The sequence below is a fragment of the Streptomonospora wellingtoniae genome (assembly GCF_031845375.1).
GTDB classification, from domain to species: Bacteria; Actinomycetota; Actinomycetes; order Streptosporangiales; family Streptosporangiaceae; genus Streptomonospora; species Streptomonospora wellingtoniae.
The window spans coordinates 44,087-56,241 of sequence record NZ_JAVREK010000031.1 but is presented as its reverse complement, the minus strand read 5'-3'; the positions used below and the strand labels follow the sequence as shown (position 1 = coordinate 56,241).

General features: G+C 73.8%; 9 protein-coding genes. 6 read left to right on the top strand and 3 right to left on the bottom strand.

The window, feature by feature from the left end:
* Positions 1-382: 382 nt before the first annotated feature.
* The gene (rocD, locus tag RM446_RS22525) at positions 383-1,651 is read left to right on the top strand and encodes an ornithine--oxo-acid transaminase (protein WP_311547412.1); all 1,269 of its coding nucleotides are present in this window, start codon (positions 383-385) and stop codon (positions 1,649-1,651) included.
* A 138-nt stretch (positions 1,652-1,789) separates the two neighbouring features.
* Here rocD and RM446_RS22520 read toward each other — a convergent pair whose 3' ends face one another.
* Complete coding sequence (locus RM446_RS22520; RefSeq protein WP_311547411.1) at positions 1,790-2,902, bottom strand: SGNH/GDSL hydrolase family protein; 1,113 nt, start codon at positions 2,900-2,902, stop codon at positions 1,790-1,792.
* Between the two features lie 111 nt (positions 2,903-3,013).
* Complete coding sequence (locus RM446_RS22515) at positions 3,014-4,210, bottom strand: aminotransferase class I/II-fold pyridoxal phosphate-dependent enzyme (RefSeq protein WP_311547410.1); 1,197 nt, start codon at positions 4,208-4,210, stop codon at positions 3,014-3,016.
* Between the two features lie 338 nt (positions 4,211-4,548).
* On the opposite strand from RM446_RS22515, the gene RM446_RS22510 reads away from it, so the two are divergent.
* The 4 genes from RM446_RS22510 to RM446_RS22495 all read left to right on the top strand — a co-directional run bounded on the left by RM446_RS22510 (position 4,549) and on the right by RM446_RS22495 (position 10,062).
* Positions 4,549-5,919 (top strand): adenosylmethionine--8-amino-7-oxononanoate transaminase, encoded by a 1,371-nt coding sequence (locus tag RM446_RS22510; RefSeq protein ID WP_311547409.1) that lies wholly within the window; start codon positions 4,549-4,551, stop codon positions 5,917-5,919.
* Positions 5,919-6,635, top strand: a complete 717-nt coding sequence (gene bioD / locus RM446_RS22505; protein WP_311547417.1) for an ATP-dependent dethiobiotin synthetase BioD — start codon at positions 5,919-5,921, stop codon at positions 6,633-6,635. The genes RM446_RS22510 and bioD overlap by 1 nt, the downstream gene beginning before the upstream one ends.
* 88 nt (positions 6,636-6,723) lie before the next feature.
* Positions 6,724-8,676, top strand: a complete 1,953-nt coding sequence (locus tag RM446_RS22500) for an acetoacetate--CoA ligase (RefSeq protein ID WP_311547416.1) — start codon at positions 6,724-6,726, stop codon at positions 8,674-8,676.
* Between the two features lie 111 nt (positions 8,677-8,787).
* Positions 8,788-10,062 carry a heparan-alpha-glucosaminide N-acetyltransferase domain-containing protein gene (locus RM446_RS22495; RefSeq protein ID WP_311547408.1) on the top strand — a complete coding sequence of 425 codons (1,275 nt, stop codon included), beginning with the start codon at positions 8,788-8,790 and terminating at the stop codon, positions 10,060-10,062.
* Positions 10,063-10,101: 39 nt separating this feature from the next.
* Here the strand turns inward: RM446_RS22495 and RM446_RS22490 are convergent, their stop codons facing one another.
* Positions 10,102-10,872, bottom strand: a complete 771-nt coding sequence (locus RM446_RS22490; RefSeq protein WP_311547407.1) for an enoyl-CoA hydratase-related protein — start codon at positions 10,870-10,872, stop codon at positions 10,102-10,104.
* Positions 10,873-11,156: 284 nt separating this feature from the next.
* Here RM446_RS22490 and RM446_RS22485 point away from each other — a divergent pair, with 284 nt between their 5' ends.
* Complete coding sequence (locus RM446_RS22485) at positions 11,157-12,131, top strand: ABC transporter substrate-binding protein (protein WP_311547406.1); 975 nt, start codon at positions 11,157-11,159, stop codon at positions 12,129-12,131.
* Positions 12,132-12,155: the final 24 nt, after the last annotated feature.

Here is a 12,155-nt window from a genome sequence, read left to right as displayed (position 1 = left end):
CGATCTCCAAGTACAACGCCAAGGGCGCCGTCGATCGGACCAGCTACAAGGCCACGATCAGTATCAACATCATGGCCGTATCAAGTCCTTGACGCCGCCGCCGGAGCCCTTAACTACACGGCATTGGGGCTAGATCGGTGACGGGAGCATTGTTGCGCCTGCCCGGCACAGCACCGATCTTGTAGCCATCGTTAACGGAAATCGCTTTCCTTTACGGTGGCTACAAGATCAACGGGGTTCGGGCCGCGGCGGCACCGGCCGCGCACCGGCCGCGCACCAGCGGCCACCGGCGGCTCAGGCGTACCGGATCGGGCGCTTCGCCCCGACGGCGAACGGGTATCCACTGAGCGGCAATCGATCAAGGGTGATCGGAGGAACCTGGATGAGCGAGACCCGCGCTCTGGGACCGCAGGAGACCGGTGGCGACCCCGCCGGAACCGCCTACTCGACCGCCGAACACATCAGGCTGGCCGAGACCCATTCCGCACACAACTACGCCCCCCTGCCCGTCGTCGTCGCAGAAGGCGACGGCGCGTGGGTGACCGACGTCGAGGGGCGCCGCTACCTCGACTGCCTGGCCGGCTACTCGGCCGTGAACTTCGGACACCGCAACCCCGAGCTCGTCGCCGCGGCCCGGCAGCAGCTCGAACGCGTCACGCTGACCAGCCGCGCCTTCTACCACGACCGGTTCGCGCCCTTCGTCGCCGCGCTGGCGGGCCTCGCCGGCAAGGGCCGGGTGCTGCCGATGAACTCCGGCGCCGAAGCGGTGGAGACCGCCGTCAAGGTGTCACGCCGCTGGGCCTACGACGTCAAGGGCGTCCCTGCAGACCAGGCCACGATCGTCGTCGCCGGCGGCAACTTCCACGGCCGCACCACGACCATCGTCTCCTTCTCCGACGACCCCGACGCCTACGGCGGCTACGGTCCCTACACCCCCGGGTTCCGCAGCGTGCCTTACGGCGACGCCGACGCGGCCGCCGAGGCGGTCGACTCCACCACCGCGGCGATCCTGGTCGAGCCCGTGCAGGGCGAGGCCGGTGTGATCGTCCCCCCGCCCGACTACCTGCCACGGCTGCGCGAGCTGTGCGACCGGCACCGGGTGCTGCTGATCGCCGACGAGGTCCAGTCGGGCCTGGGCCGCACCGGGACCGTGCGGGCCTGCGAGCACACGGGAGTCGTGCCCGACGCCTACCTGTTCGGCAAGGCGCTGGGCGGTGGCATCCTGCCGGTTTCGGCGATGGTCGCCGACGAGGACGTGCTGGGGGTCGTCAAACCCGGCCAGCACGGCAGCACCTTCGGCGGCAACCCCATGGCCTGCGCCCTCGGCAGCACCGTCGTGCGCATGCTGCGCGACGGCCCCTACCTGGACAACGCGCGGCGGCTGGGCGAGCTGCTGCGCACCCGGCTGAAGGAGTTCGAGGGCCGCGGCGCCGTCTCCACCCGCTGCATCGGCCTGTGGGCGGGCATCGACGTGTCACCGGAGCTGGCCACCGGCCGGCGGATGTGCGAGCTGCTGGCCGAGCGGGGGGTCCTGGTCAAGGACACCCACGGCTCCACGATCCGGCTCTCGCCTCCGCTCGTGGTCTCCGAGGACGACCTCGACTGGGGACTCGACCAGATCGCGGCGGTGCTGACCGAGCTGGGGGCCTGAACCGGCCGCCGCCCCGCGCGGCGCAGCAGACTCTCCCGTCCGGGGCTTCCCGCCGGCCGCACGGCCGGCGGGAAGCCCCGCCCCGCCTGGACCAGTCCGGCCCGGCTTCGCGCGGGGCCGGGCGCCGCACCGGCGGGCTCAGTCCAGCTCTCCCGCCAGGACCTCCGGCCCCGCGCTGTCCAGGGTCGCCTGCGCCGCGTACAGCGCACGGTCCGGCCCTTCCTCCAGCTGGCGCAGGATCCGCTTGGTGAAGGCGCGGTGCCCGCGCGCGTTGGGGTGGAAGGTGCCGTGGTCGACCTGGACGCCCTGGGCGAACCCGCCCAGCAGGACGCCGTTCAGCCAGGGCTCCTCGGCGCCCACCTCGTGGCCCTTGAGCGCGTCGAACATGCGCACGTACTCCACGCTGCCGGTCTGGCGGTCCTCCACGATCTCCGAGTCCAGCCCGGCGGCCTTCTCCCGCACGCGGGTGCTGAACTCCTTGAGCTTGCCGTTGAGCCATTCCTGGTCGTCGGGGGCCAGGGTGTAGTACATGCCCGAGGGGTCGGTGGGGAAGAGCCGCGGATAGCCCACGACCAGGATGCGCGCGTCGGGGGCCCGCTCGCGGATCTCGCCGACGATGTCCTCCAGGGTGTCGTCGAACACGCGCATCCGCTTCTCGATCTCCTCCTCCTGGTCGCGGCAGGCGGTGGACTCCATCAGCGGGACCCGCACCATGCACGCCCGCAGCACGCTGGTGAAACCGAGGTCGTTGCCGCCGATGCCGATGGTGACCAGCGAGGTGTGCGCGGTCACCCGCCCGATCTGGGAGTCGCGTTCGCCCACCGACTCCAGCATCGAGGCGCCCCTTTGGCGGCTGCAGGCGAAGAACCCCAGGTTCCCCGCCACGTCGAAGGAGTCGGCCACGCGCCGGGGGTAGGCGTTGGCCGAGCGCCGGCAGCCGTCCTCGCCGGCCGTGCCCGGCGCGTAGTCGCCTGCGCCCTCGCCTGAGGAGTAGGAGTCGCCCAGTGCGATGTAGTTGCCCCACGAGGCGGCCTCCTCCGGCGTGAGGCGCTGGCGCCAACCCGAGGCGCCGTCTTCGTCGCGCCGCGGGTCCTCCAGCCGGGTGCAGCCCTGGCCGGTCGCCTCGCACCAGGCGTCCCGCAGGCCCTCGCGGGTGACCGGAACCACCAGAACCGCGACGCACGCCAGCACGAGTGCGGCCGCCGTCGCGCAGATGATCCGTGTGCGACGGCTGATCTCGGGGATGCGCACCGCTCCTTCTGCCTCCCGTTCCCGGCGCTTGCGTCCGCGGCCGGAGCCCTGCGCGCCCGGCGCCGCGGACCGGCGTCCACTGCACGAAGGCTACCCGCGCGGCCGGCGGCCTCAGCGGAGGCCGCCGACCGGTCCCGCCGCGGGCGCACCGCGGGGACGGGCCGCCACCACCGCTTCCAGCGCGCGGTCCACCTGCTCCCCGGTGAGGTCGGCGCGCGCTGTCAGCCGCAGCCGGGCCCGGCCGTCGGGCACCGACGGCGGCCGGAAGCAGCCCACCTCCACGCCCGCCGCGCGGCACCGACCGGCCCACGAGACCGCCTCCTCGCGGGAGCCGGCGAGCACCGACACCACGGCCGCGTCCGGCACCGTCGCGGCCAGCCCGGCCGCCCGCAGCTCCGCCGACAGCCGCCGCGCAGTCTCGCGCAGCCGGCGCGGGCGCCGGGGGTCGCCACGCAGCAGCCGCAGCGCCGCCAGCGCGGCGCCCGCGGCGGGCGGGGCGAGACCGGTGTCGAAGACGAAGGTGCGCGCGGTCTCGACGAGGTGCCGGATGAGGGTGCGCGGCCCCAGCACCGCGCCGCCCTGGGCGCCCAGCGCCTTGGACAGCGTCGCCGCCGCCGCGACTCCCGGCGCCCCGCGCAGCCCGGCGGCGCTCAGCGCACCGGTTCCGCCCTCGCCGACCACCCCGAGACCGTGCGCGTCGTCGAGAAGCAGCGCGGCGCCGTTCTCGGCGCAGGCGCGCGCCAGTCCGGCGACGTCGCTCAGGTCGCCGTCCACGGAGAACACCGTGTCGCTGAGCAGCGTCCGGTGCTCCCGCCCGCAGTCGGCCAGCGCCGCCCGCGCGGCGCCGCCGTCGCCGTGGTCGAACAGCAGGACCTGCGCGCCCGCCGCCTTGGCCAGGCGCGCGGCGTCGATGAGTGAGGCGTGGTTGCCGCGGTCGCACACCAGCGCCGCCGATCCGTCGGCCACCGCCGTGACCAGGCCCAGGTTTGCGGTGTAGCCCGAGGAGAACACCAGGGCCGCCTCGGCCCCGTAGAAGTCCGCCAGTTCCTCCTCCAGTTCGCGGTGCAGCAGCGTGTCGCCGCTGACCAGGCGCGATCCGGTGGCGCCCGCACCCCAGCGCCGTGCGGCGGCGGCCGCGGCCCCGGTCACGGCCGGGTGGCGCGCGAAGCCGAGGTAGTCGTTGCCGGCGAGGTCCACTGCGCCGGGCGCGGTGTCGGGGCCGCGCGGGCGCAGCCGCCGGGCCAGTCCCGCTGCGGCGCGCTCGGCCGCGGCGGCGCCGAGCCGCTCGAAGGGATCGTGGTCGCCCATGCCGTCCTCGTCGTCGGTGTCCGGGGTCCCTGCCCGTCCCCGGGTCGGCGGGGGCCGGGCAAGGCCCGCTCCGTTGCGGGGGCGAGGGACCAGCTGCGGCGCCCGGCAGCCGCGACGCCGTCGGCGCGGCGGCCGGGTCGCGTGAAGCGAACACCGCGAAGCAGGAGTGCGCTTCAGGAGTACGGGCCCGGCCGGCTGCCGGGCCCCGACCGGGGCCACGGCCAATGTCACACGCCCGTCCGGCCGCGGCACCTGCGGAAACCCACAAGGAACCGCCGCAGGAATCTGGGCGGAGCGCCATTGGCGGTGGCCGGGCCCGATCGGCAGCATGGCCCGGTATGACCGACGCCTTCCGGGCACCCGCCGTGCCCCCGTCCGCGACCGCCGCAGGAGTCGACTGGGTCGAACGGGTCGACCGCGAGCACGTGTGGCACCCCTACTCTGCGATCTCCGCGAACGGGTCCGACGACGCGCCCCGCGTCGTCCTGGGCGCATCGGGCGCGCGGCTGCGGCTGGCCGACCCGGACGGCGGCGCCGAGCACGACGTGGTGGACGGCATGTCGTCGTGGTGGTCGGCGATCCACGGCTACGCCCACCTCGTCCTGGACGAGGCGCTGCGCGCCCAGGCCGGCTCCTTCAGCCACGTCATGTTCGGCGGGCTCACCCACGAACCCGCGGCCCGGCTCGCCGCCGCTCTGGTCGAGATCACCCCCGAGCCGCTCCGGCACGTCTTCCTGGCCGACTCCGGCTCCGTGTCGGTGGAGGTGGCGCTGAAGATGTGCCTGCAGTACTGGCGCTCGGCGGGGCTGCCGGCCAAACGGCGCGTGCTCACCTGGCGCGGCGGCTACCACGGCGACACCTTCCACGCCATGTCGGTGTGCGACCCCGACGGCGGCATGCACGCGTTGTGGGGGGACGTGCTGCCCCGCCAGATCTTCGCCGAGCAGCCGCCGCCGGGGTTCGCTGCCGGACCCGACCCCGCCTACACTGCTCACCTCGACGCACTGGTCGCCGAGCACGCCGACGAGCTGGCCGCCGTCATCGTCGAACCGGTCGTCCAGGGAGCCGGCGGCATGCGCTTCCACAGCCCCGGCTATCTCGCCGAACTGCGCCGCATCACCGAGCGCCACGGCGTCCTGCTGGTCTTCGACGAGATCGCCACCGGGTTCGGCCGCACCGGCGAGCTGTTCGCCGCCGATCACGCCGGTGTCGCCCCCGACGTCATGTGTCTGGGCAAGGCGCTGACCGGCGGCTATCTGACCCTGGCGGCCACCCTGTGCACCGCGGAGGTGGCCGAGGGCATCGGCCGCGGCGAGGTCCCGGTCCTGGCGCACGGGCCCACCTTCATGGCGAACCCGCTGGCCTGCGCGGTCGCCGCCGCCTCGATCGGCCTGCTCAGCGGCGGCGACTGGCGCGCCCGCGTCGCGTGCATCGCGCGCGAACTGGAGGCCGGACTCGCCCCGGCGCGGGCTCTGCCCGGTGTCGCCGACGTCCGCGTACTCGGCGCCATCGGCGTCGTCCAGCTCGACCGGCCCGTCGACACCCGCGCCGCCACGGCCGCCGCACTCCGCACCGGCGTCTGGCTGCGGCCCTTCCGCGACATGGTCTATACCATGCCGCCCTACGTCTGCGGCCCCGACGAAACCGCACGCGTCGCCGAGGGCGTGCTCGCCGCCGCCCGGGCCTGCACCGCAGAGGGGCGGCGGTGATCCTCGTCGTCGCCGGAACCGGAACGGGCGTGGGTAAGACCGCCGTCACCGCGGCCGTCGCCGCGCTGCACCCTGACCGGGCCGCGGCGCTCAAGCCCGCCCAGACCGGCGCCGCGCCCGGCGAGGCGGGCGACGCCGACGCGGTGGCGCACCTGGCACCCGGCACCGCGGTGTGCGAGCTGGCCCGCTACCCCGATCCGCTGGCCCCCGCCACCGCGGCCCGCCGCGCCGGCCGCGCGGGCGTGCGCGCCGTCGAGGCGGCACGCGCCGCGCGGGCGCTCGCCCGCGAGCACGCTCTCGTACTCGTCGAGGGCGCCGGAGGACCGCTGGTGCGGCTGCACGGGAACGGCGACACCCTCGCCGACGTCGCTGCCGAGCTGGGCGCACCGGTGCTGCTCGTGACCCGCGCGGGGCTGGGCACCCTCAACGACACCGCGGCTGCCGCCGAGGCGCTCGCCGCCCGCGGTCTGACCTGCCTCGGCACCGTGATCGGCAGCTGGCCCGCCCGGCCGGGCCTCGCCGCCCGCTGCAACATAGCCGACCTGCCGGAGGCATCCGGGCTGCCGCTGCTGGGCGCACTGCCCGAAGGGGCGGCGCGGCTGTGCCCCCGCGCGTTCTCCGCCGCCGCGGCCGCCTCGCTCACACCCCGGCTGGGCGGACGGTGTGCGACGCCCCCACCACCCCGCCCGCGTGTCACCTGCGGCGTCTGTTGTTAGATGATGGTCGGCGCCACACCCGCCGGCCGGACCCGCGCTCCGGCGTACCGCACGAAGGAGGAAGCCGGACATGCCGACAGCGCCGCCCATGCTGTGGAAGCCGGACGAGAACCGGATCGAGCGTGCGAACCTCACGCCCTTCACCCGGTGGGTGCGCGAGCACCGCGGCGTCGAGGCGGCCGACTACGACGCACTGTGGCGGTGGTCGGTCACCGATCTCGACGGCTTCTGGTCGGCCGTCTGGGAGTACTACGGCGTCAGCGCCGAGACCCCCTACGAGCAGGTCCTCGCCGACGCCTCCATGCCCGGTGCCGACTGGTTCCCCGGCGCGCGGCTGAACTACGCCCGCCACATCTTCTCCGGCCGCGACGACGGTGCCGTGGCCATCCGGCACGCCTCCGAGCTGCGCATGCTGGGGGAGTGGACCTGGGGCGAGCTGCGCGCCCGGACCGCCTCCATCGCGCAAGGGCTGCGCCACCTGGGCGTGCGGCCCGGCGACCGCGTCGTGGGCTACCTGCCCAACATCGCCGAGACCGTCGCCGCGTTCTACGCCTGCGCCTGCATCGGCGCCGTCTGGTCCTCGTGCTCGCCCGACTTCGGGGTGCGGAGCGTCGTCGACCGCTTCGCCCAGATCGAGCCGAAGGTGCTGCTGGCCGTCGACGGCTACCGCTACGGCGGCAAGGACTTCGACCGCACCGGCGTGCTGGCCGAACTGCGCGAGCAGTTGCCCACCGTCGAGCACACCGTGGTGCTGAACTACCTGCGCGACGTCCCCGTCGAGGGCGCGCTTTCCTGGGAGGAGCTGGAGTCGGCGGGCGCAGGCGCCGATCTCGCCTTCGCGGAGGTGCCCTTCGACCACCCGCTGTGGGTGCTGTACTCCTCGGGCACCACCGGCCTGCCCAAGGCGATCGTGCACGGCCACGGCGGCATCCTGCTGGAGCAGCTGAAGAACCTCAACCTGCACCTGGACGCTCAGGCCGGCGACCGCGTGTTCTGGTACACCACCACCGGCTGGATGATGTGGAACTTCCTGGTCAGCGTCCTGCTGACCGACGCCTCCATCGTCCTCTACGACGGCAGCCCCGGACACCCGGACCTGGGTGCGCTGTGGGACCTGGCCGACCGCGCCGAGGTCACGGTGTTCGGCACCAGCGCCGGCTTCCTGACCTCCTGCATGAAGGAGGGCGTCCGCCCCGCCGAAGGGCGCGACCTGTCGCGGCTGCACGCCGTCGGCTCCACCGGCTCCCCGCTGAGCCCCGAGGGGTTCGACTGGTGCTACCGCGAGCTCGGCCGGGACCTGTGGCTGTTCTCCACGAGCGGCGGCACCGACATCTGCAGCTGCCTGGTCGGGGGCGTCCCCACCCTGCCCGTGTACGAGGGCGAGATCCAGGCCCGGTCGCTGGGCATGGCCGTGGCCGCATGGGACCCTGACGGCAACGAGCTGATCGGCGAGGTCGGCGAGCTCGTCGTGACCCGGCCGGCGCCTTCCATGCCGGTCCGCTTCTGGAACGACCCCGGCGGCGAGCGGCTGCGCGAGAGCTACTTCTCCGTGTACCCCGGCGTGTGGCGCCACGGCGACTGGATCGAGGTCACCGAGCGCGGCACGGCGGTCATCTACGGCCGCTCCGACTCCACCATCAACCGCGGCGGAATCCGCATGGGCACCAGTGAGATCTACCGCGCGGTGCTGGCGCTGGAGGAGGTCACCGACGCGCTCGTCGTCGACGTGCCCCAGAAGGACGGCGCCTCGCGCATCGAGCTGTTCGTGGTCGTGCGCGAGGGCGCGGCCCTGGACGACGGCCTCACCGCGCGCCTGGCGCGGCGCATCCGCGAGGACTGCTCGCCCCGCCACGTCCCCGACGCGGTGCGGGCCGTGGGCGAGGTGCCGCGCACCCTGTCCGGCAAGCTGCTGGAGGTCCCGGTCAAGCGCATCCTGATGGGCGAGAGCGCCGAAAAGGTCGCCAGCCGCGACTCGCTGGCCAACCCGCAGGCCCTGGACCACTTCACCCGGCTGGCCGACGACGGCCGCGGCGGCAGCTGAGCGGCGGCGGCGCACGACACGGGCCCGGGTCCGGGCCGCGCCCCGCGGGCGGACGGCCGGGCGGGCGGACGCGAGGGGACTGACCCGCCGAACACGGCCTAGTCTGGGCGCGTGTCGCAGCAGATTCCCCAACGCGGGGCCCAAGGCGCCCGCGACGCCCGGGGCGGGCGGATCGTCGGCATCGACGTCGCACGCGCGCTCGCGGTGTTCGGCATGTTCACCGTCCACCTCGGCGTCGGCTCCATCGGCGTCTTCGGCGGGGACGCCTTCGGGGAGTCCGCCGCCGAGGCGCTCCACCAGCTCACCCGGGGCCGCTCCTCCGCGCTGTTCGCGTTCCTCGCCGGGGTCTCGCTGGCGCTGATGACCGGACGCACCCGCCCCGCCGACGGCACGGCCCTACAGCGGGCGCGCGCCCGCATCCTGGTCCGCGCCCTGGTGCTCGCACTGCTCGGGATGCTGCTGGACCTCACCGGCGCGCCGATCGCGGTCATCCTCACCTACTACGGCGGGTTCTTCCTGCTCGCGCTGCCGCTGCTGCGCCTGCGCGCCCCGGCGCTCTGGTGCATCGCGGCCGCGGTCGCGGTGCTGGGGCCGGTGCTCTCCTTCGCGGTCCGCGACCGAATGGCCGAGCCACCGCTGCGCGTCAGCTCGATCGGCGGCATCACCGACTTCCTGCTGACCGGCTACTACCCGGCGGCCACCTTCATGGCCTTCGTCGTCGCGGGTATGGCCGTGGGCCGGCTGGACCTCGCGGCGCCGCGCGTCCGCGCCGCCCTGGCCGCGGGCGGGGCGGGGCTGGTGCTACTCGGCTACGGCGGCTCCTGGCTGCTGCTGTACCCGCTGGGCGGCATCGACCGCCTGGTGCAGGCCAGGCTGGGCGGCGCCGTCGACCTGTCGGCCACCGACCCCGTGCTGCGCGCGCCGTTGCGCAGCGACGTCGCCGCCGAGCTCGGCGACCTGCACGGCCAGGTGCCCACCGACTCGCTGTGGTACCTCGTGGTCGCCGCGCCGCACAGCGGCACCGGCTTCGAGATCGCCGGCGCCGTGGGCACGGCCCTGGTGGTGCTGGTCGCCTGCATGGTCGCCGCCGAGTTCGCGGCCGCGCCGCTGTACCCGCTGGCCGCCGCCGGGTCCATGGCACTGACCGTCTACACCGGCCACATCCTGGTGATCGCGGCGCTGGGGTACTCGTTCCAGGACGACGCGCCGTTCCGGCTGGAGGTCTTCGTGATCGGAGCGCTGCTTACGGCGACCCTGTGGCGCATGCTGCTGGGCCGCGGTCCGCTGGAGCGCGCCCTCGGCTCGGCGGGCGACGCGGTCGCCGACCTGGTCACCGCGGGCGCGCCGCCGGCGGAGGGCGGCACGGGCCGGCCGCCGCCGCGCTGAGGACGCGCCCCCGCCCCGAGCAGTCGGTGCGGCGTCCTCTCACGCGGGCCAGCGCGGCGGGCGCTTGTCCAGGAAGGCGGCGATACCCTCGCGGGCCTCGGGCGTCTGGCTGCTCGCGGCCATCACCTCGACCGCATGGGTGTAGGCGTCGCGCTCGGGCCGGTCGAACTGGGCGTAGAGGGTCTGCTTGCCCAGCGCGGTGCTGCGCGGCGCCCCGCGGGTGGCGCGCTCCAGCAGCCCGCGGGCCGCACTGTCGAGCTCGGCGTCGGGCACCGCCTGGTTGACCAGGCCCCATTCGGCGGCGGTGGCGGCGTCGATCGCATCGCCGGTCAGCGCCATCTCCATCGCACGCTTGCGGCCGATGCTGCGCGAGATCGCCACCATCGGCGTGTGGCAGAACCAGCCGCCCTTGCCGCCGGGAGCGGCGAACCCGGCGCTCTGGGCGGCCACGGCGAGGTCGCAGTCGGCGACCAACTGGCATCCGGCCGCGGTGGCCAGGCCGTGCACCCGCGCCAGCACCACCTGCGGCACCGACTGCACCGTCTGCATCAGTCGCAGGCAGGTGGTGAGCAGCTCGCGAGCGCGGTCGAGGTCGGCGTGGGCCACATCGGCGAAGTCGTGGCCCGCGCTGAAGACGGGTCCGCTTCCGGCCAGGATCACACCGGTCGCGTCGGAGGCGCCGACCTCCTCGAACGCCTCGGTCAGCCGGCGCATGTGGTCGAGGGACAGCGCGTTGCGGCGGTCCGGCCGGTTCATCGTGATGGTGGCGACGGCGCCGTCGCGCTCGACGAGGACTGGTTCATCGCTCATACCCCGACGCTACGCCGCGGACCGCCCGCGGTGCAGGGGTCCGCGCGGGGCCGTCGGCGCTCTGCGTCCGGTACCGGTCAGCAATGTCTCAGAGCGGTAAACCGGTCTTGACTTCATGGCTGTTAGCGCTAACAGTTGTGACCTACGCCATAGACCGGTAGTGCCGACCTATCGCAGCACCCCCACTCCTGAGATCCCCGGTGCAATCGGGGTACTCGAATCCCCCTAGTTGTTAGCGCTAACAATCGGCTCCGGGCCGACGACGGCGCAGAAGGAGTCCCCCGATGAACAAGGCACTCTCGACGGCCGCGGCCGCCGTCGCACTCGCCGTAGCGGCGACCGCCTGCGGAGGCGGCGGAGGCGGCGGCCAGGGCGGCGATGACACCATCGTCCTGGGTTTCTCGCAGGTGGGAGCCGAAAGCGGCTGGCGCACCGCCAACACCGAGTCCATCAAGAAGGCCGCCGAAGAGGCGGGCTTCGAGCTCAAGTTCTCCGACGCACAGCAGCAGCAGGAGAACCAGATCCAGGCGATCCGCAGCTTCATCCAGCAGGGCGTCGACGTGATCGCCTTCTCGCCCGTCGTCGAGTCGGGCTGGGACACCGTCCTCGCGGAGGCGAAGACCGCGGGCATCCCTGTCGTGCTGACCGACCGCGCGGTCGACACCGACCAGAAGGAGGTCTACGAGACCTTCCTCGGCTCCGACTTCGTGGAGGAGGGCCGCAAGGCCGGCCGGTGGCTGGTCGAGGAGTACGCCGACTCCGGCGAGGACGTCGACATCGTCGAACTGCAGGGCACCACCGGCTCCGCGCCGGCCATCGACCGCAAGGAGGGCTTCGCCGAGATCATCGGCGAGGACGACAAGTTCGAGATCGTCGCCTCCCAGGACGGCGACTTCACCCGCTCGGGAGGCCAGGAGGTCATGCAGGCCTTCCTCAGCTCCCACGACGACATCGATGTCCTCTACGCCCACAACGACGACATGGCGCTGGGAGCCATCGAGTCCATCGAGGCGGCCGGACTCGAACCCGGCGAGGACATCAAGATCATCTCCGTGGACGGCATCAAGGACGCGTTCCAGGCGATGGCCGACGGTGAGATCAACGTCGTCGTGGAGTGCAATCCGCTGATCGGCCCCCAGCTGATGGACCTCGTCGAGAAGGTGCACGCCGGCGAGGAGGTCGAACCGCGCGTCGAGGTGGAGGAAGGCGTCTTCACCCAGGACCAGGCCGAGGAAGAGCTGCCGAACCGCAAGTACTGACCGTACGCCGCGACGCGAAGGAGG

Bases quoted from the DNA above. Each gene is read 5' to 3' on its own strand.
- RM446_RS22510 (WP_311547409.1), top strand. From the start codon at position 4,549: ATGACCGACGCCTTCCGGGCACCCGCCGTGCCCCCGTCCGCGACCGCC.
- RM446_RS22485 (WP_311547406.1), top strand. From the start codon at position 11,157: ATGAACAAGGCACTCTCGACGGCCGCGGCCGCCGTCGCACTCGCCGTA.
- RM446_RS22515 (WP_311547410.1), bottom strand. From the start codon at position 4,210: ATGGGCGACCACGATCCCTTCGAGCGGCTCGGCGCCGCCGCGGCCGAG.
- rocD (WP_311547412.1), top strand. From the start codon at position 383: ATGAGCGAGACCCGCGCTCTGGGACCGCAGGAGACCGGTGGCGACCCC.
- RM446_RS22490 (WP_311547407.1), bottom strand. From the start codon at position 10,872: ATGAGCGATGAACCAGTCCTCGTCGAGCGCGACGGCGCCGTCGCCACC.
- RM446_RS22500 (WP_311547416.1), top strand. From the start codon at position 6,724: ATGCTGTGGAAGCCGGACGAGAACCGGATCGAGCGTGCGAACCTCACG.